The sequence below is a fragment of the Paenibacillus nanchangensis genome (genome assembly GCF_046543445.1).
GTDB lineage: Bacteria > Bacillota > Bacilli > Paenibacillales > Paenibacillaceae > Paenibacillus_AQ > Paenibacillus_AQ nanchangensis.
Window position 1 is genome coordinate 58,588 of the sequence record NZ_JBHOFD010000020.1, and the last position, 18,715, is coordinate 77,302.

An 18,715-nucleotide genomic window follows, 5' to 3' on the forward strand; every position below is an offset into this window, starting at 1 on the left:
AAGCTCTTCAAAGGCGGCCCTGGCGGAAACTTGGAGAAATCCGGTGTGACCGTATATTATTTGTTTTTGCGGGACAGTCTGGTTCTTATAAAGAGGCCTAATCCCGCCAGTGCAAGACCTGCAGCGTAAAACGGCAGCGGACTGGATTCGCCGGTTTTCGGCAGCTGTTCCAGCTCGGGTCCGCCCAGCGGCAGTTCGTCGCCCGGAAGATCGATTACTTTCGGCGTCGGGCTCGGGCTTGCCTCAGGCCGTACAGTAGGTGACGGTGATGCCGGCTGAACCGGACCCAGAGGGATCGGGTCTTCTTCAATAACTACAGGGTCTTCTTCACCGCCCGGTACAGGGCTAGGACTAGGGCTTGGTGAAGGTATCGGCTGAATGCCGGGGCCAACCGGCACCGGATCTTCATCAATCACGATCGTTCCCGGAACGGTCGATGTTGAAGGCGTAGGCGGCACAAACGGAATCCAAGGTGTCGGAGCCGGAGTTGGCGCTGCACTTGGCGTCGGTGTTGGTGTAGGCTCTACGCTTGGTGTTGGTGTTGGTGTAGGTTCTACGCTAGGCGTTGGTGTCGGACTTGGGCTCGGTGTCGGACTTGGGCTCGGTGTCGGACTTGGGCTCGGTGTCGGACTTACGCTCGGCGTCGGACTTGGGCTTGGGGTCGGACTTGGGCTCGGTGTCGGACTTACGCTCGGTGTCGGACTTACGCTCGGTGTCGGACTTGGGCTTGGCGTCGGACTTGGGCTTGGTGTCGGACTTACGCTTGGCGTCGGACTTGGGCTCGGCGTCGGACTTGGGCTCGGTGTCGGACTTGGGCTCGGTGTCGGACTTGGGCTTGGTGTCGAACTTGGGCTCGGTGTCGGACTTACGCTCGGTGTCGGACTTGGGCTTGGCGTCGGACTCGGGCTCGGTGTCGGACTTACGCTCGGTGTCGGACTTACGCTCGGCGTCGGACCTGGGCTCGGTGTCGGACTTGGGCTCGGGGTCGGACTTGGGCTCGGTGTCGGACTTGGGCTTGGCGTCGGACTCGGGCTCGGTGTCGGACTTGGGCTTGGTGTCGGACTTGGGCTCGGTGTCGGACTTACGCTCGGCGTCGGACTTGGGCTCGGGGTCGGACTTGGGCTTGGTGTCGGACTTGGGCTCGGTGTCGGACTTGGGCTTGGCGTCGGACTTGGGCTCGGGGTCGGACTTGGGCTTGGTGTCGGACTTGGGCTCGGTGTCGGACTTGGGCTTGGCGTCGGACTTGGGCTCGGTGTAGGACTTGGGCTCGGTGTCGGACTTGGGCTTGGCGTCGGACTTGGGCTCGGTGTCGGACTCGGGCTCGGTGTCGGACTTGGTGTCGGACTCGGTTTCTCGCTCGGCGTTGGTGTCGGGCTCGGCTTCTCACTCGGCGTCGGTGTTGGGCTCGGCTTCTCACTCGGCGTTGGCGTCGGGCTCGGCTTCTCACTCGGCGTTGGTGTCGGGCTCGGCTTCTCACTCGGCGTTGGCGTCGGGCTCGGCTTCTCGCTCGGCGTTGGTGTCGGGCTCGGTTCTACACTCGGCGTTGGCGTCGGGCTCGGCTCCTCGCTCGGCGTTGGTGTCGGACTTGGTTCCTCGCTCGGCGTCGGCGTCGGGCTCGGTTTCTCGCTCGGCGTTGGCGTCGGGCTCGGTTCTACACTCGGCGTTGGTGTCGGACTTGGTTCCTCGCTCGGCGTTGGCGTCGGGCTCGGCTCCTCGCTCGGCGTTGGTGTCGGGCTCGGTTCCTCGCTCGGCGTTGGCGTCGGACTTGGTTCCTCGCTCGGCTTTGGCGTCGGGCTCGGTTCTACACTCGGCGTTGGTGTCGGGCTTGGTTCTACACTTGGCGTTGGCGTCGGGCTCGGTTCTACACTTGGTGTAGGTGATGGGCTCGGGCTCGGTGTTGGACTTGGGCTCGGCGATGGGCTTGGGCTTGGCGACGGGCTGGGTTCAGGCTCGCCCGGCGGTTGGCCGCAGTAAGGGTTGTCGTGGAGCTCAGCACCGCCCCGGAACGACTGGGCAATCACCGTGCCGTATACCTCACCCCCGGCATGATGAATGTCCGCTTTTGGCGCAAGAATCGATCCCGGGAAAGAGGTGTATCCGATGTTTAGCGAAGCCGCTTCGTAGAAGTTGAACAGGATCTTGTTGTTTTTTCGCAGCTCCATCTGGAAGCTCCCCATCGACACACTGGATCCGCCGACGTTAATAATCAGCGTGCCTCCGGTCGGAATGTCGAACCTCAGGTTGTTGATTCTAGCCGCCTGTTCGGCCGTCAGATGGACTACATTGAACGGCTTCGGCGCTCTGATCGTCATTGTGCCGTAGTTGTCCTCGACCTCCGTGGTGGGCTTAAGGGCGCCGTAATCCTGCGAACGCTGCGTCAGGAACTGCTCCTCCGCCGCAAAGTCGATCGGAGAATCCTGTCTCGTGCCGCCCATGAAGTTTGCGCTGGGCGCATTGGCGATCAGGCTTTCACCGTATACCGCCGTTCCATGGACCTGACCGGTTTTGAATTGAAGCTGCCGGCCGGCGATCAGCACGTCTCCCGCATTGGTTCCATTGCCGAAGATTCGGCCTACGCCGTAGTTCTCCAGCTTGATATCTCCTCCGGCGGCCAGTCTTCCCTCTACCTGATCATTGCTCTGGGTAAAGCTCTGGAACAAAAATGCATTAAAATTTCCGGCGATGCCCAGAACAGGTGTAGGAATATACGGCATTTTCACCGTATCCGCCGCTGCCGGCCGGCCGATTCCGCCCACTGCAAGGACAAGCGCGAGCGTGAGCGAACACGCGGCTTTCCAACCTTTTTTCAACAGTATCCACCTCCAATGATTGTTATATGAAATTAGGACGGAAAACAGAACACAAAAAAGACTGCCAGAATGGTAGATTCATGGCAGTCGGACGATCATGGCGTTAATCACGCTGTAGACTCCTGGACTTTGCGTCCCGTTCTTTCGAACGGTTTGCTCTTATACATGGATTTACGGGATAGGTTATGAAACGGTCGGTTTACAAGAGGGTTCGCAGACGCGGATAACAAGCAGTGCACGTAGACAGGAGCTGCGGAACAGCGGTTATGTATTCTTGTATAACGGAATGCGTCACCAGGGGGGTGCGCGTTCCAAGGGCCGTTAGCGGCCAGTCGACTCTTCTTCATTCGGCAGACAATTCACTGCAACAAAAAACCGTCAAGGAAATTTATCACTCGTGAACTAAACCTAGTTTACGACCGTCCCGGGCGGTTTGTCAATCTATTCCTTTTTTATACGAGAATTTAATATTGCAGCATCCCAGCCCAGCCGGCCACCGACATCCAGAGCGGAATACTGAGCAGCAGTCCCCAACATAATCCCCGGCCCATCCGTCGCTCTTGTTCCATTGTTGTTCCCTCCCGCAATGAGTAAATCAAATTTTAAATTTACAAATTCAATATATACGAGATAGTCTCTTTAAGTTGTGAATAATATCACATTCATAAATACCATTTTTCTTGCATTGATTATTTTACGGATTCATGGTTAAAATACGAATATACGTTCTCATTGGAGTGAAGAATATGCACAGAGCGGAAGGCGAAGACAGCCAGCTTGTCAAATCGTATGTGCTGCTGCCGCTGATTTTGTCGGCGTTTGAGCGCGATGCGAAACTGATTTCCGTTCATCTCCGGACACCGGATCCCTACCTTGACGTGCTAAGCTCCGCTTCCGCTTTGGCCACCAAAGATCTGGCAGAGGTCCGCAAGTCCATGCGCCGCCGCGGCGTTAAGGTATACGAACAGCAGCGTTTGCCGAATGGGATTGAGGCCCGTTTTCTCTGCCGCGGTTATCATGAACAGATGCTGCTGCTCAACGATCTGATCGTCGCCCAGGGGCTGATCCTGATGCGCAAGTATCTGGGGCTCGACATCTCCGCGTATTCCAGCTACCCGGACCAGTTCCGCATCCCCGCCGGGCAGGATGGTTAACTCCGTAAGACACTGTCGCCCAAAAAAAGAGGCCCTGCCAACCGGCAGGGCCTTCAAAGGTATGCACCATATAACACTGGGGGTGTCTGGTATCTGTACTATACCGGACGAACCTGAAATTAGTCTTATAGAAAGCTGAAAAACACCTTAAAAATCTGTAAAAATTCCGTGCGCAGCGCCAACCGGCATTTCCTTATTGCTGCCGCCCGATTCCCAGGCGCTCTATAATATCAGGTTCCTCCCATTCCCACAGCCCTTGCTTGCCGGACGCCGGAATGGGGCTGGAAAGCGGCTGGATGTCGGACAACTGCCAAGCATAACGTTCTTCCGCGTAATCGCCGAACAAAAGCTGCGGCTCCTCTTCCTCCCAGACCAGCCTGTGCCGGCCGCTGTCCAGGACGGTAAGCCCGTTTAATTCATCCGGGGCCTTCTTCACCCGGTAGCACTCTGTCAGCCGGCAGACCGCAACCACCGCGCCGGAGGGTAACTTTCCGCCCCCTTCACCATACGCCTGCAAAAGCGAACGGAACGGTTCCCGCAAGCAGGCCTGCTTGTCCCGTTTTTTGCCCGCATGAATGGCAAGCCAGCCGCGGTAATGCGTCCGCCAGCCGCGTGTTTCAAACCGCTTGTCGCCCTGCGCAATCAGCGATGCCCATGGCTGAATAATCGTAATTGCCTTCATTTGTTATCCCTTCCTGCTTTTTGCTGCATCCGCTGCTGGAATTCAAAAATGTTCACCGATGTACTATGCAGTCTCGCCCTATTCAAACCAGAAGCTTAGCAGACGTTCGCCGTTATCATAAGTCAGCAGGATGCCTTTGTAAAGGTTGTCCACTTCCCCATATCTGCGCAAAAAAAGAACGGAAATGCCGTCAACGGCACCTCCGCTCCCTTCATCCAGCCGGCACCGGACAATAAGCCAATTCATCCGATCCCGCTCTTACCAGTTATCCGGCAACAGCCTGATAGCTGATCCTACAAGGCATCCGGCTTTTATCCGTCATACGCCTCCGCCAGGTACAGGCGCCTACCCTTTGTTCTTGTCGCTATACCCTTTTCCCAGAGCCGGGTTGCTGATAATACCAAGAACGACGAGTACCCCAAGCAGTGCGTTCACCGCGGCTGTAATCTCTTCGTATTTCTCGGGAGCCAGCTGAAATCCGAACACGGCGCCCACCGTCTGGATCACCAGCAGCAATGCGGCGGTCAAGGATACCCAGAGCCCGTAATTTTTCCACTTATTCCCCATTTACTTCCCCTCCTTTCCGGACGGAGGAAGCAGCCCTGCACTGTGAAGCACTTTGAGAAAGCGGTAAAAATCATAGCTGCCGTCCTCCGGCGTATCGATCCATCCCGCCTTGACTGCGGCCTGCACTGCCGGCTTGGCCCAATCCGGCACAGCTTTCAGGCTGGACTGTTCCTCCAGCCGGTTTGCCTGCTCCTGGACCTTTACTATGATCCGGCCCTGTTCCTCGACGTCCTGCTTCAGCACATCCCTGTTTTTGGCGAGCGCTTCGATCCGGGAACGAAGCTCCCCGACCTCCGTCCGCAGGTTGGCCAGCTCCTGTCTCTCGGCTTGCGACAATTCGTCCGCCTCCTCCTCCATTTGGTTAAGCCGTTTCTCCGCTGCCTCCACCCTTGAACGGGGCGGTTCCTTCCCGGCCCGCAGGTCCGCCGTTGCCAGGCCGAAGTCCATCTGCAGGTGCGGGTAGTCTTTGAATCCGCTCCAGTCGCCGCCCCATTCAAAGCCAAGCGCTTTTGCCTGCCGGACCACCTCCGTCCAATCCGCGGTGCGGTCTCCGTCGCCGTCCCGCCTCCTATCCCACGACACCTGCCGCCCGTCTTGCAGCAGCAGAGCAAAATCCACCGCCAGCCCAAAGTTATGGTAGCTGTAACCGCCGCGGGCATTGGTGACGATCGCCCCCGGCTTGGACCGGCCCTGGGCATATAGCGCATTCTGTTCGGCTATGGTTCGCAGCCCTTGGGTAATGACAATCGGTACACCTTCCGCATAACACCGGTCGATCAGCAATCTGGCCGCGCGCTCTATGACGGGGTGCAGGCCGGCCAGTCTGGCGGCAGACCGGCTCCTGACTTGTTCCAGCGTCAGCAACTGCCGTCCCCCTTTCGCATTGCTTGCCCGGGGACCGGGTGAAGCTGCGCCGATCCCCACAATCCATATGTATTAATAAGGCTTACAGGGTGACTCTATAGTTCGCCCGGACCAAAGGGCAGCGGCTGAGATTTGCGCAAAAAAGGCGCCTTTCCCGGCGCCTTCACTATATAGAATTACTCTCAGCGGTTACCCTTTATCTGTACCCTTGGCTCCCCGTTCCTTATCCTCTCCCGCCGGATACACAGCAAGCTTGCGGATGCGGTGCTGGCCGACTTCACGGACAGCAAACCGCCGGCCGCCATACTCAAACTCCGGCCGTTCCTGAACCGTCGGGATGCGCCGCAGCTGGCCGATTACAAAACCGCTGAGCGTATCATACCGCTCCGCCGGCAGCCGAATCCCGATCACCTCCTGGGCGTCATGGAGGGAAAACGTGCCGCTGAACAGCATGCCTCCGTCCGGAAGCATTTCGTACTCCAGCTCTTCCTCATCATATTCGTCGTAAATCGCGCCGACAATTTCCTCCAGCAGATCCTCCATCGTCACAATCCCGGCGGTTCCGCCGTATTCGTCCACGACGATCGCCATGTGCACCTTGTTTTGCTGGAGTTCCTCGAACAGCTCGTTGGTCTTTTTGGAAACCGGGATAAAATGAGGGGTGCTGACCAGCTGTCTCAGGTCCCATTCGGCGTCCTCCCCGCTTCGGAAGTGACGGATCAGGTCTTTAATATGCAGAACGCCGATAATGTTATCAATGCTCTCCTCATATACTGGAAAACGTGTATACTGCTCCGTATCTGCAAGCATTGCCACTTCGTTCCGGCCTGCGTCAGCCGGGATGGCCAGCAGGTCGGTCCGGTGCGTCATAATGTCCGAAACCGTCATGTTGTCAAAATCAAAAATATTGTTGATCATCAGCTTTTCACTGGCTTGAATCGTGCCACGTTCCGCTCCGGTATCGAGCATCATCCGGATTTCCTCCTCGGACACTTCCTCATCATCGGCATTTGGATCGATGCCGAACAGCCGGACAAGCACATTAGTCGATCCGGTCAGCAGCTTGACGAATGGAGAAGTCACTTTGGACAGCACATGCAGCGTGTTGGCCGAAAACATGGCGATAGGCTCCGCTTTTTTCATCGCGACCCGCTTGGGCACAAGCTCTCCCAGCACCAGCTGGAAATAAGCGAGCAGCAGCGTAATGACGATCAGCGAAATTGTGCTGAGAATCGCGGGCGGCACCGGAACGCCCCAATCAATCAGCAGTGCGGCCAAGCCTCCGGCAAAGCTTTCCCCGGCAAACGCACTGGCAAAAAATCCGGCCAGCGTAATTCCGATCTGAATCGTAGCAAGAAACCGGCTTGGCTCCCCCAGCAGTCCGACCAGCAGCTTGGCCTTGTGGTGCCCCTGCTGCGCCATCAGGCGGATTTTATTATCATTCAGCGAAATCAGCGCAATTTCCGAGGCGGCAAAAAAAGCATTGATCAAAATTAAGATAAAAATAATCAGCAGTTCAAACAACAGTTACACCTCCTGAAAATATCGGCACACATGGCCGTCCCCTGTTAAACCCGCAAAAGAGTCTCCGTACGGCGCTTTCCGCCAATTCCTACTTCTTGAGTATGCACATAGAGGCCGAAACGCAGTCCTTATAAACGCATAAAGGCACAGCCCGTCGTTCCACAAAAAAAAGAAACGCAGGCTATGCCTCGATTGATACAGTATAGGTTTGGTTAAAAGAACAGGGCTTGCAGGGCTTCCTTCGGCAGATCCGGCTGCTGTCGGGTTCCTCCGGTCCGGTTGGCATAGCGTAAAACAACCTCTTTCGCGGTCAGATTGGGAGTTATTATATATATAACCGGGCAAGCGTGTCAAAAAACGACCGGCAATACCATTAAAGGGGATGATGCAATGAAAAAAACGCTTCGGTTTCCTCTTCTTCCGGGAATACTGCTGCTTGCACTCCTGCTAACAAGCTGCTATGACCCCATTGAGAAAGTGCGGATTGACACACCAGCCTATGCATACGGAGACACAATGGAGCAGAAACTGAACGTTGTTCTCCAAGGCATCTATCTGCCTGACGACCAGGATTTTAGAGGCTCTTTAACGATTGGGCGGATGACATTTGACCGCATTTATTTTTATCCGGGTGGAGGTTTGTTGTCCTATGCCGGGAAAGAACGGACGTTTATGGGACAGATCTACTTTGATTATCCCACTCTTCAGTATTCCATTGAGATTACCGATCCGAAGCTTTATGAACTGCTGACCGGAGAGGCTGGAGAGAAAAAATCGAAGCTAACCATCAGTTCTCCGGCCGCCAGCATAGAGGAAGCGCGGGAAATTAATGCTGAATTAAAAGAAAAAAGCCCGCCGCTGGTGAAAGAGTAACCATCCATTCTCGGCGGTTATTATAACAGGAGCCTGGTCCGGATAGGGGTAATCCCTCCCCTTGCCGTAGGTAAAAAACTCCTCCTGCTTGACTCTCCGGGTCAGGTTGTAAACCTACTTGGACTTTCGGGTCCACCTGTAAAACAACCAGACCAGCACAACGACAATCGCCATCAGTGTCAGAATAAGTGTTTTTACCGGGCTGCTTATATACAATATGTTCATATAAATAACTCCACCTCCAACCCCCGGCCTGAATGACAACAGAGGCCCGATGGTTCCGTAAAAAAGAATTTTATTGTTAATTATATAGGATTATCCAATAAAATGCATAAAAGGGAAAGAACCCGGTATCTATACCAGGCTCATTCCCAATTGTTTAAATCTTAAACACAGATACCGTCTGATTCATTTCCTCCGCTCTCTTGGCCAACATGTTGGCCCCGGCGGAAACTTCCTCCATGGATGCCGTAGTCTGCTCGACAACGGCGGCTACCGTTTGAGTCGCATCCGTTGCACGTTCGGAGATTTCCGCTATTTTTTTCATGGATTCCACCATAGAAACGGTTCCTCCGCTTACCGCTTTTGCTTCCATTGCGGCATTATCCACTTCACCGCTTACTTCTTCTACTGCATCGACAATTTCGGAGAACACGGTACCTACTTCATCGACGAGCACCATACCTTCATTCAGGGAATGAACCCCTTCATTCATGGAAACTACCACTTCGTTTGTTCTCAAGGTGATATCGCTGACCAAAGCAGAGATTTTGCCTGTTGCTTGGCTGGCCTGTGCCGCCAATTTTCGCACTTCATGGGCAACGACTGCAAATCCCTGCCCGTGTTCCCCTGCCCGCGCGGCTTCAATAGCCGCATTTAATGAGAGCAAATTTGTTTGGGCCGCTATGTCACTGATCAAGGCCGAAATTTGGCTAATCTCGGCAGATTTTTCTCCTAATATATTCACGACTTCTGCAGATTGGGTCACCTTGCTGTGAACATCCCTGATTTGGGATACAGTTGACGTGATGATGGCTTGACCGTTATGAGCCTTCTCCTGGGCTTGGGTGGAAAGACCGGCTACCTTCCCAAACCGCTCGGTAATTTTTTCAACACTTTTAGAAACGTCTACCGAAATATTCAACGTCTCGGCTATACCCGCAAGCTGTGTTTGCGATCCTTCCGCGACTGAAGTAGCGCTTATAGCGATCTGCTCGGAGGCTGTACTTGTCTGCTCCGCACTTGCCGTCAGCTGCTCTGCTGTGGAGGCTACCAGCAGCGAGTTCTCCACCACCTCTTTTAACAGATTACTCAGCGACTCGCACATGACATTAAAATCCGCCGCCAGTTCTCCAACCTCATCCTTGGACCGTATCTGAAGAGGTTCGACCTGCAGGTTCCCCTTGGTTACCAGCTTCACCTGCTCCACAATTTTTAGTATCGGTTTCGTAAACGATTGGGCCAATAAAAGCGAACCGACGATTCCAAGAATCGTACTGATGAGGGTCAAGGAAATCATTAATATTTTGCCTGACTGGTACGAACGGTTCGATAGGTCTGCCGCATCCGTGGCGTACTGCTCGTTAAGAGCCCTCAGTTGATTAACGTTGTCCAATGCGGTTTGGTAAATGGCTGTATTTCCATGAACGATCATGGTTGCCATGACTTTGTCATTTTCCTCCATCGCTGCGGAAACCACGTTTAAATATCGCAGATACATCGCCCATTGGCCGTAAAAGTTGGTAAACAACTCTTTTTCCTCTACGGTGGAGGTATAACTCTGATATTGGTCTACGCTTTCTTCCATGGACTTGATCGCTTTTGCCAGTTCCTCCTGATCTTTCTTCCGGGCTTCCGGGTCCTCTGCGAGAATCATCCGGACGGTGAGTCTGTCGATTTCCGTAATCTGCTTGTCCATTCCCTGAAGAAGAATAAGCGCAGGCAATGAGCGGTTATTGACATGATCCGAGGCCCGGCCCATTTCCGACATTTTTATGATGCCCATTACACTCGATAGTGACAAAACGATAACCAATACGAGCGCCGCGCCAATCAGTTTTTTCTTTAACGTTAATTTAAACACCGTTTCTCCCCCTATGTCCGATCTCGCTGTTAGCGTTGGGCTTTCCAGTAAATGCGTATTTGACGCAGCAGCTCGGCCGGATCGATCTTACCGCGGATGTAGCTTTGAATAGAAGCACCGGTTATGGCCCAATGATCGGGAGGAAGAGTGGTCATAAACGGCAGCGTTTTTCCTGCAGAAATATACGCCTTGATCGATTTCCCCAAAGGATCGGCAGGTTCTAAAGTATTATTTTTGAACGCAGGGATCGTGTTGGTTTTATTGACCAGAAACTCTTGTCCGGACTTTTCGAATACAAGCCAGTTTAGAAACTTTTTGGCTGCTTCCTGCTGCTCAGGCGTGGTAGCGGTTGAGTCGATGAATATATATTTGGTTACACCCACTGTGATCTTAGAGTTAACCGGATCATTTTCATTGTTGTTTAACGGCAGCGGCAAGAAACCATACTCCCCGTTGGCTTTATCACTGTTTTTGATTCCGTCCCAAGCCCAGTTGCCCATAAACCACAGCCCTACTTTTCCTTCTCCCAAAGCCTTGGCTCCATCTTCCATGGTACTGTTCATAAAGGAATTTTTATTGATGTTGTTTGTTTTGAGCAAATCCAAAGTTTGAACCCATCCGGTCATTACCGCGTTGTGGGACAGATTGATGGAATTACTCTGCATGTCCTTAACCAGCTTGGAAAAACCGCCGGGCTGAGCAGCGTAAGACACCGTTAAAAGATGGGAGCCTAATGACCAATCCATCGGTGAAAGCATAACGGGTTCTGCACCCGACTCCTTAACCTTTGTCATTAACAGGTCCAAACTGTTTCTGCTTTTTATCGAAGAAGGGTCAAAAGAGCCCCCGATCGCCTGATCGAGCACTTTCTTGTTGTAAATTAACCCGTAGCCCTCTACTGCAAAGGGAAAGCCAAGCACGGCTTCATTTTTTTTCATGGCGTCCAGTCCGTTGTCGATTGTTTCCGCCACCCATTTCTCATTACTCAAATCAACAGCTTTATCCAGAAACTGCTGTGCGTCGCCCGGATCGAGCATCGACATGGTTGCTGGACTCCCCGAGCCGTACATCGACATCAGTTTTTGATAACCGGAAGTCCCCGCAGGTGCGGTTATGATCTCTAAAGTGACTCCGGGATGCTCTTGGTTGTATTGTTTCGCCATTTCTTCCATCTGAGCTGTTATTTCGGTTTTGGAATTCAGCAATGAGATTTTGGTTGCTTGCTGTGTTTCCTGGGAAGTCGAACATCCCATCACCATAAATAAACATGCCAGCGAAAGCATCGTTTTCAGCTGTTTTTTCATTACATGTCCCCCCGCATTGTCAGCACATTACCAACGAAATTTTGTACTATTTTATGTACTAAGCCTATCCGCCAACTTCACCAACGTGCACGGTGTTTATGTTTGTCGGTGTATAACAGCTTCCATAAATGAAACTTATTTCCTAGTCTTATTTGCACAAATGCACACTCTTCATTTATCGGCGTAATTCCCGAAAACGTGAGGATGTCTGCTCTTGTAATTGCTGGAAAGCACCAAGATGTTGTCCTCCACCTTCTGTAGGCTAAGAAATTCCACACTAGCTGACAAACGAAAAGAAAGCTTCAGACCAGATGAATCAGCCTGAAGCTTTCTTTGTTTCGTTTATTGCGTTTTATTTAACTGTAGCAAACACCATACACTTTAGCAGTTGTAATGAAGTTTACTGTCTGGCTGGCAGGGGGAACAGCCCCAAAATCTCCTCCTACCAAGGCGTTTCCGTTTTGTGTTCAATCATTTGCAATACTTTGGGTTCAACAGCCTGTTTCAATTGTTCCAGCGTATGATCGTCAACAGCAGCTTCACCATTCGGATCGCCTTGGATTTGTTTTTTTGCCTGCGTAGTTGCGATTATGTCCACAACTTGTTGTTTGGAAATCTTTTTAGATGCAGCGATCTCGACGACCGATGCCCCCTTTGCCAATTCTTGTTTCAAGTCTTCTGGACTCATGTCAAGTAAAGCAAAGAGCTTTTCATCGTTTAAAAAGTCATCCGCATAATAGTCAGGCTTGCCGTTTGTCGTGAAAAAGCCTTCTACGGATGCAGCCGGGCCGCCTCCGATCAGAGAAACGCTGATCGTATTCCCTTCAACGGACGCCTGATAAAACGGTGTTTTTGATCCCTTTTCGGTGTAGTTCAATATAAGTATTTTTTTGTCCGGACTCTGCATCGTCTCCATGCTAAACTCGTACTTACTGGAGCTGCCGTACAGTTTGTTAATGAGATCATCTACTTTCAATTTGATTTCTTGATCGGTTAAGGAGATGACCGGTTTCTTCTGAGGCTCCCAATTTTCTTGGTTCACATGTTCGATTCCACCCGCGGCGTTCAAATCAAGCCGGATCTTTTTGCCGTGAGCTCCCTTTTCCTGCAGCACGATGCTTGTTTGAATGGCTTTTCCCTTACTTGCATTCGCAGGGTCTCCTCCAAGCCGGCTGGCGTCGATGATTTCAAATGACTTGGTTTCCGGATAAGAGCGATACAACTTTTCTAGCGCTACTTGGCCAACCGCATCCATCTTGACTTCTTTGGCTGTCATCGGTGTTCTCGTAAGCATTTCAATCAGGGGAGGTGCCGCGAATGCCGCGGTTGGAATCATAATTGCTGCAGCAACGATGCTGCCGATCAATCGTTTTTTCATTGTTTTTTTGCTCCTTTTCTGTTGGACGTATTGAGAATAAGATTGTTCGATTCGTTTGGAAACAGCCGGGGGACATTCCATCGTCTCTGCCTTTTGGTGCAGGTATTCGCTGATTTGATTTTCAATAGGCATTGTTCTCTTCCTTCCTTTCCAATGGGAGATTTCCCAATTGTTTTCTAAGCAGCTGCAGGCCGGCATGATATCTGGACTTGACTGTACCCAGCGGAATATCGAGTAATGCCGCAATCTCCGCCAGCGTATAGTCGTGGTAAAAGCGGAGGATGATCACCGTTCGCTGTTTATCGGTCAGCTTGTGCATGGCCCTCGATATCTCGGGGTCTGTCCCATCCGTCCCCATCGTAGGCTGATCCCAATGATGCTCTTCCCGGGAAAAGGCACGGATACGTTCAAAAATTCGGAATCTCCTCCAGCTTTTCGTCCGGAATCTTTGCACTTGCCGGATAACCAAGCCGTGCAGCCAGAAGTGGAAAGGACGATTCGGATCGTAGTTAGGAAGCGAGGTCCACATTTGCATGTAGATCTCATTCATAATATCTTCGCGATCCTGCGGATGATCCACCAGAAAAGAGACAGTCCGGTAAACATCCTTATAGGTGGCATCATACAACGTATGAAACGCCTGCTGATCTCCTTCCATCATTTTTGTGAGCACGTCGTACATCGATTCACTTTGCATTCAGAGGGCCCTCCTGAGTAAGCAGCTTACACCCTATATTGTCGCCCGATGGAAAAAGGGTTCGTTTTTGTTTTTTGTTTTTTGTTTTTTGTTGGGAGTCTATGAATTGCGGGAAGGCGAGCAGCGGCATAAAAGCGTGTTGTTCTCCCGCAGACTGCACGGTGAGCTCAAGCAATTAGGCCTTTGCAGGAGAGTTTCAGATAACAAAGTAAACACTTTATTCGAGTATAGGTTAGAAGAATGTTAGAAGTGAGGTCATTTAACAAAAAAAGCGCGGCCTCCGATATCTCGGATAACCGCGCCCTGCTTGACTTTGTGAGGATGCTGGTGAAGGGAATTGAACCCCCGGCCTACGCATTACGAGTGCGTTGCTCTACCCCTGAGCTACACCAGCTTATTATGTTTTTTCCGTCAAACAAAAACTATTATACTCGGTTTGAACAAAAACGCAACCCTTTTTTGCCTGGAATGTTCCTCCGTTTGCGGACTTCCGTTAGTTTCCCCCAGCCCCCTGCGTTATACAGCCTGATAGGCCTGCTCCGCTTCCGCTTGCTTGGCCTCACCTTTACTCCGCCTGCAGCTTCCGCGCAACGGATTCCAGCTTCTGTCGGCTGCTTGAAGGCTGGTCGCGCCGGTCGTCGATCTTCACCGACGTGGACACCCGCTGGGCTCCAGCCGCAAATGGTGATTCATGCAGCGCCTCAATGGCCGCCAGCAGCCGCGGTAAGGGTCCTTCGATAATCGTCCCCATCGAGGTCAATTCGTAGGTGATTCCCTCCACGCTTTCCAGTGCGCGCTGCATATCCGCCACAAACCCGCTTAAACTTGTGCTTCCCGTCCCGATCGGGATCACGCTAACTTCGGCAATCGCCATGCTCGTCTCCTCCTCATATGGACTGAACTGAAGAAGGACAGGTGGAGCTAGCACTGCGGCCAATTCAGAACTTCTAGCCCACTATTATTTTCGGAGTTCAATGGTAGTTCCGGATAGAGTGAACGAAGACATACAGGCGGAACAGGGCTGGCACTGCAGCGAATTTGGGACTTTCGGCCGCTGTTATTTTCGGATTTCTTATATTCTACTCAACGGAGGAAATCCGAAAATAAAGGCGAACGCTCCGCTCCTACAGCTCCAAATTGCCTCCGTGACATCCCTGCCATCCTGTATTCAACAGTTCAATCTTTATGGAACGGAGAACTCAAAAAAATGTGCTACGGCTCCTGTAGCTCCAAATTGCCTCCGTGACATTTCCTTTTTCCTGTCATTCAATAATTCAGCTTATATAACGTAGCACATCATTCCTCGTTTTACTCCACTTACTCGTTTCTCATGCTCCAATTTACCTTCCCCAAAATCAACCGCCCGCCTTCGGGCAGGCCCAGCTATATTGTACCAGTTCGCTGCCGGAGCGACAAACCGGTTACGCCATCGCCAACTCTGTTGTTGGACCTGCTGTATGCACTCTATATATCCGACTTTGTCGGAGATTGTACTCGACACAATCAAACCCTATATTCGACACCGCCCGCATTTCGCAAACGGCTGCAATTTCGACATTTACGTGACAAATCCGGCACGGTCCCACCTCCCATAGAACAGGGATAACTGGGGGTGTGAAACAATTTGGGGATGGCTTGTGGATATTTTGCCCACAGGCTGTGGATAAATTGTGGATGAACTGTGGACTACCCCGGTTTGGCGGTGGATAGACGGTGGATAAAAAAACTGTTTACAAACACTATATCTTGGGTTAAATTTATTTAACGACAACAAAATATAGTGGAAACAGGTGCCAGACCCCTAGATAAAGGGTCCAGGCTTAAAAGGGAAACGCGGTGCAAATCCGCTGCGGTCCCGCCACTGTAACCGGACGGCTTGGGGATAACAGACCGCCCCAAACACGTAATCTGACGGCACAAGCCACTGAAGGATCGCCTTCGGGAAGGCGCCGAACCAGATGCCGGGTAGCCAGGAGACCTGCCTGTTTTGACGACACCGCATATCCATACCTGCGAGGAACAGGAAGGTGTCCGCATGCGACCTACATAAGATGATCACGGTAACTTGATCTCCCGGTGGGGAGATTTGATACGCATACGGGCATGTTCTGCTCCCGGCAGAAGATGCTTTTTTTATGAACAGATGCGGGATTCACTTATCGAGAGGAGAGCTGTAGCATGACGCTGCTGGAGAAATCATGGAGTGGACAAGCCTATACGAACGAGCTGTTGGAGGAAGTCATCCGGCTGGGCCGGGATATTATCGACAGCCGGGATCTGGATCTGCTGCGCGAGAACGCCAACCTGAACGGGGAGAGCTTCTCGGGCAAGCTGAGCAAATTCGGCAGCGAATATGCCAAATGGTACGCACGGAGCTTCGTGATGCCGCCTCAGCTGATTCAAGCCGTTCGCGACAACTTCGTCTATGTCCACGATCTGGACCAGTATGCGATCGGGACGACCAACTGCATTTTTATTCCGTTTGAGAAGCTGCTGCGCGAGGGCTTTAATACGGGTAACGGCAGCGTCCGGCCTCCGAATTCGATTATGACCGCTATGGCGCTGGTCGCCATTATTTTTCAATCCCAGCAGAACGCCCAATACGGCGGCGTATCCGCAAACAAAATCGATTATGATCTCGCCCCTTACGTGACAAAATCGTTCGTCAAATACTTCCGCAAAGGCCTGGAGTATTTTGAAGAAGGACAGGCGGCAGAGGAACTCGGCGACATTTCCATGAGCCGCAAGGACTTGGCGGAGCGCTATCCCAAGTCTTTCCGTTACGCCTCCAAAGAGACGGCTGCCGAGACGCTCCAGGGCGCGGAAAGCATGATCCACAATCTGAACACGATGTCCAGCCGGGCCGGCGGGCAGATTCCGTTCACAAGCATCAATTACGGCACCTGCACTTCGCCGGAAGGCCAGCTGATCATCGATTCGCTGCTGACGGCAACCATGAGCGGGCTTGGCAGCGGCGAAACGCCGATTTTTCCGATTCAGATCTTCAAATGCAAAAGCGGGATCAACCAGCAGCCCGGCGACCCGAACTACGAATTGTTCGTGAAAGCCGCCGAATGCTCGGCGCGCCGGTTGTACCCGAATTTTGCGAACCTGGACGCTCCGCTGAACCTGGCATACTACGATCCGGCCGATCCCGACACGGAATTCGCCACGATGGGCTGCCGTACGCGCGTGCTCGGCGACCGGTTTGGACGCAACCGCTGCTCCGGCAAAGGGAACCTGTCCTTTAATACGCTGAATCTCGTACGTCTCGGGATTGAGCACGGCACGGTGACGGGCCGCCGCTCCGCTCCGGATGAAGCGGGCTTTTACGCCGACCTCGACTACTACATGGACATCGCACTGGACGGGCTGCTGCACCGCTACCGGATCCAGGCCGCTCAAAAAGCGAAGGCGTCCGACTTCATGATGCGCGAAGGCGTCTGGGAAGGCGGCGAGCATCTGGGTCCCGACGATCAGGTTGGCGATCTGCTGAAGCACGGCAGCCTGTCGATCGGATTTATCGGAATCGCCGAATGCATGAAGGCAATGTACGGCCGGCATCACGCCGAAGACGAGACGGTATACGGCAAAGCGCTCGCCATTGTCCGGCATATGCGGGCATACTGCGACCGCAAAAGCGAAGAGCTGGATCTGAATATTACGCTGTTCGCCACGCCTGCGGAAGGATTGTCCGGCAAGTTCACCAAAATCGACCGCAAGGAATACGGATCGATTCCGGGTGTGACCGACCGCGAGTACTACACAAATTCGTTCCATGTCCCGGTCTATCATACGCTGGGAGCCGCGCGGAAAATCAGCCTGGAGGCGCCTTTCCACGACCTGTGCAACGCCGGCGCCATTTCCTACGTCGAGCTGAACGGAAATGCGCGGAGCAACCCGTCGGCTTTTGTCAAAATCATTCGTTACGCGCTTGATCAAGGCATCAGCTATTTCAGCATCAACCATCCGATCGACCGCTGCTCCGCCTGCGGGCATGAAGGGGTTATCGGCTCAAACTGCCCGTCTTGCGGCAAACATGAATCCGAAGTCCATATCCGGCGGCTGCGCCGGGTGACCGGTTACCTGACCGGGGATTACCAGACCCGCTTTAACGCCGCCAAGCAGGCCGAAGTCCGGGACCGGGTCAAACATCTATGAATTTGTGCGGTTATTACCCGGAATCAATTAATGAAGGCGAAGGGCTGCGGGCCGTCATCTTTTTAAGCGGATGCCGGCACCGCTGCCCCGGCTGCTTCAATCCGGAGACCTGGAATTTCCGCTACGGCGAGCCGTTCACGGTGGAACGCCAAGCGGAAATCATCGAAGACATTGCCGCCAATCCGCTGCTGGACGGCATTACGCTGGCCGGGGGAGACCCGTTTTTTTCCGCCGGAGAAGCTGCCGGATTTGTGGACAAGCTGCTGCAAAAAGTGCCCGGCTGCTCCGTCTGGGGTTATACGGGCTATACGTTTGAAGAACTGTCCGCCATGACGGACAAGCCCGAGCGGCAGCTGCTGGAACGCTGCGACGTTTTGATTGACGGCCGGTTTGTTGAAGCGCTGAAGGATACGACCCTCCGTTACCGCGGAAGCTCGAATCAGCGGATCATCGATGTCCGGGCCACGCTCGGCAACGGCACAGACGACATCGTATTATGGGAACCCTCCCCCGTCTAACGGACGGAGGGTATTCCGTTCATCTAATACATCAATTTTTGATATTGCAAATTCACAATAACGCATCATTCTATAATCTCACTGCATCACCCTATAATCT

Annotated in this window: 16 protein-coding genes, 1 tRNA gene, 1 pseudogene and 2 riboswitches; of the genes and pseudogenes, 5 read left to right on the plus strand and 13 right to left on the minus strand. The window is 52.8% G+C overall.

Annotation, left to right across the window (positions count from 1 at the left end; all coding sequences use genetic code 11):
• Window positions 1–56: 56 nt before the first annotated feature.
• Window positions 57–416, minus strand: a complete 360-nt coding sequence (locus ACE6ED_RS16865) for an LPXTG cell wall anchor domain-containing protein (RefSeq protein ID WP_410828444.1) — start codon at window positions 414–416, stop codon at window positions 57–59.
• Here ACE6ED_RS16865 and ACE6ED_RS16870 point away from each other — a divergent pair.
• Window positions 379–1,974, plus strand: a complete 1,596-nt coding sequence (locus tag ACE6ED_RS16870) for a hypothetical protein (protein ID WP_410828447.1) — start codon at window positions 379–381, stop codon at window positions 1,972–1,974. The two genes, ACE6ED_RS16865 and ACE6ED_RS16870, sit on opposite strands and share 38 nt — an antisense overlap.
• Before the next feature lie 56 nt (window positions 1,975–2,030).
• On the opposite strand, the pseudogene ACE6ED_RS16875 reads toward ACE6ED_RS16870, so the two are convergent.
• Window positions 2,031–2,714 (minus strand): annotated as a pseudogene (locus ACE6ED_RS16875) (choice-of-anchor A family protein); the annotation flags it as partial.
• 175 nt (window positions 2,715–2,889) lie between these two features.
• Window positions 2,890–2,978, minus strand: a riboswitch (cyclic di-GMP riboswitch).
• A gap of 578 nt (window positions 2,979–3,556) precedes the next feature.
• Between ACE6ED_RS16875 and ACE6ED_RS16880 the strand changes: the two are divergent.
• Window positions 3,557–3,964, plus strand: coding sequence for a hypothetical protein (locus ACE6ED_RS16880; RefSeq protein ID WP_410828378.1), 408 nt, complete (start codon window positions 3,557–3,559; stop codon window positions 3,962–3,964).
• A gap of 193 nt (window positions 3,965–4,157) precedes the next feature.
• Here the strand turns inward: ACE6ED_RS16880 and ACE6ED_RS16885 are convergent, their stop codons facing one another.
• From ACE6ED_RS16885 to ACE6ED_RS16905, 5 genes are all read right to left on the minus strand, one after another.
• Window positions 4,158–4,646 (minus strand): ASCH domain-containing protein, encoded by a 489-nt coding sequence (locus ACE6ED_RS16885; RefSeq protein ID WP_410828379.1) that lies wholly within the window; start codon window positions 4,644–4,646, stop codon window positions 4,158–4,160.
• Window positions 4,647–4,724: 78 nt separating this feature from the next.
• Entirely contained in the window at window positions 4,725–4,892 is a 168-nt protein-coding gene (locus ACE6ED_RS16890) for a hypothetical protein (protein ID WP_410828380.1), read from the minus strand.
• Between the two features lie 99 nt (window positions 4,893–4,991).
• Window positions 4,992–5,213: a phage holin gene (locus tag ACE6ED_RS16895; protein WP_410828381.1), complete on the minus strand. Its 222-nt coding sequence runs from the start codon at window positions 5,211–5,213 to the stop codon at window positions 4,992–4,994.
• A complete protein-coding gene (locus ACE6ED_RS16900) occupies window positions 5,214–6,077 on the minus strand; it encodes a M15 family metallopeptidase (RefSeq protein WP_410828382.1) in 864 nt (287 codons plus the stop codon).
• A 189-nt stretch (window positions 6,078–6,266) separates the two neighbouring features.
• Window positions 6,267–7,601 carry a hemolysin family protein gene (locus ACE6ED_RS16905; protein ID WP_410828383.1) on the minus strand — a complete coding sequence of 445 codons (1,335 nt, stop codon included), beginning with the start codon at window positions 7,599–7,601 and terminating at the stop codon, window positions 6,267–6,269.
• 390 nt (window positions 7,602–7,991) lie between these two features.
• On the opposite strand from ACE6ED_RS16905, the gene ACE6ED_RS16910 reads away from it, so the two are divergent.
• Window positions 7,992–8,474 (plus strand): hypothetical protein, encoded by a 483-nt coding sequence (locus ACE6ED_RS16910; RefSeq protein WP_410828384.1) that lies wholly within the window; start codon window positions 7,992–7,994, stop codon window positions 8,472–8,474.
• 379 nt (window positions 8,475–8,853) lie between these two features.
• Here the strand turns inward: ACE6ED_RS16910 and ACE6ED_RS16915 are convergent, their stop codons facing one another.
• From ACE6ED_RS16915 to ACE6ED_RS16940, 6 genes are all read right to left on the minus strand, one after another.
• Window positions 8,854–10,557 carry a methyl-accepting chemotaxis protein gene (locus ACE6ED_RS16915; protein WP_410828385.1) on the minus strand — a complete coding sequence of 568 codons (1,704 nt, stop codon included), beginning with the start codon at window positions 10,555–10,557 and terminating at the stop codon, window positions 8,854–8,856.
• 29 nt (window positions 10,558–10,586) lie between these two features.
• A complete protein-coding gene (locus ACE6ED_RS16920) occupies window positions 10,587–11,861 on the minus strand; it encodes an ABC transporter substrate-binding protein (protein WP_410828386.1) in 1,275 nt (424 codons plus the stop codon).
• A 442-nt stretch (window positions 11,862–12,303) separates the two neighbouring features.
• A complete protein-coding gene (locus ACE6ED_RS16925; protein ID WP_410828387.1) occupies window positions 12,304–13,371 on the minus strand; it encodes a hypothetical protein in 1,068 nt (355 codons plus the stop codon).
• Window positions 13,361–13,936: a sigma-70 family RNA polymerase sigma factor gene (locus ACE6ED_RS16930; protein ID WP_410828388.1), complete on the minus strand. Its 576-nt coding sequence runs from the start codon at window positions 13,934–13,936 to the stop codon at window positions 13,361–13,363. Before ACE6ED_RS16930 ends, ACE6ED_RS16925 begins: the two co-directional genes overlap by 11 nt.
• Before the next feature lie 322 nt (window positions 13,937–14,258).
• Window positions 14,259–14,330, minus strand: a tRNA-Thr gene (locus ACE6ED_RS16935).
• A gap of 171 nt (window positions 14,331–14,501) precedes the next feature.
• Window positions 14,502–14,810 (minus strand): MTH1187 family thiamine-binding protein, encoded by a 309-nt coding sequence (locus ACE6ED_RS16940; RefSeq protein ID WP_410828389.1) that lies wholly within the window; start codon window positions 14,808–14,810, stop codon window positions 14,502–14,504.
• Between the two features lie 897 nt (window positions 14,811–15,707).
• Window positions 15,708–15,936, plus strand: a riboswitch (cobalamin riboswitch).
• A gap of 178 nt (window positions 15,937–16,114) precedes the next feature.
• Between ACE6ED_RS16940 and ACE6ED_RS16945 the strand changes: the two genes are divergently transcribed.
• Entirely contained in the window at window positions 16,115–18,097 is a 1,983-nt protein-coding gene (locus ACE6ED_RS16945; protein ID WP_410828390.1) for an anaerobic ribonucleoside triphosphate reductase, read from the plus strand.
• Window positions 18,094–18,615, plus strand: coding sequence for an anaerobic ribonucleoside-triphosphate reductase activating protein (gene nrdG, locus ACE6ED_RS16950; RefSeq protein WP_410828391.1), 522 nt, complete (start codon window positions 18,094–18,096; stop codon window positions 18,613–18,615). Before ACE6ED_RS16945 ends, nrdG begins: the two co-directional genes overlap by 4 nt.
• Window positions 18,616–18,715 lie beyond the last annotated feature (100 nt).

Coding starts and splice junctions, on each gene's coding strand:
- ACE6ED_RS16870 (WP_410828447.1), top strand. CDS start 379: ATGCCGGGGCCAACCGGCACCGGATCTTCATCAATCACGATCGTTCCC.
- ACE6ED_RS16880 (WP_410828378.1), top strand. CDS start 3,557: ATGCACAGAGCGGAAGGCGAAGACAGCCAGCTTGTCAAATCGTATGTG.
- ACE6ED_RS16885 (WP_410828379.1), bottom strand. CDS start 4,646: ATGAAGGCAATTACGATTATTCAGCCATGGGCATCGCTGATTGCGCAG.
- ACE6ED_RS16890 (WP_410828380.1), bottom strand. CDS start 4,892: ATGAATTGGCTTATTGTCCGGTGCCGGCTGGATGAAGGGAGCGGAGGT.
- ACE6ED_RS16895 (WP_410828381.1), bottom strand. CDS start 5,213: ATGGGGAATAAGTGGAAAAATTACGGGCTCTGGGTATCCTTGACCGCC.
- ACE6ED_RS16910 (WP_410828384.1), top strand. CDS start 7,992: ATGAAAAAAACGCTTCGGTTTCCTCTTCTTCCGGGAATACTGCTGCTT.
- ACE6ED_RS16920 (WP_410828386.1), bottom strand. CDS start 11,861: ATGAAAAAACAGCTGAAAACGATGCTTTCGCTGGCATGTTTATTTATG.
- ACE6ED_RS16925 (WP_410828387.1), bottom strand. CDS start 13,371: ATGCCTATTGAAAATCAAATCAGCGAATACCTGCACCAAAAGGCAGAG.
- ACE6ED_RS16930 (WP_410828388.1), bottom strand. CDS start 13,936: ATGCAAAGTGAATCGATGTACGACGTGCTCACAAAAATGATGGAAGGA.
- ACE6ED_RS16940 (WP_410828389.1), bottom strand. CDS start 14,810: ATGGCGATTGCCGAAGTTAGCGTGATCCCGATCGGGACGGGAAGCACA.
- ACE6ED_RS16945 (WP_410828390.1), top strand. CDS start 16,115: ATGACGCTGCTGGAGAAATCATGGAGTGGACAAGCCTATACGAACGAG.
- nrdG (WP_410828391.1), top strand. CDS start 18,094: ATGAATTTGTGCGGTTATTACCCGGAATCAATTAATGAAGGCGAAGGG.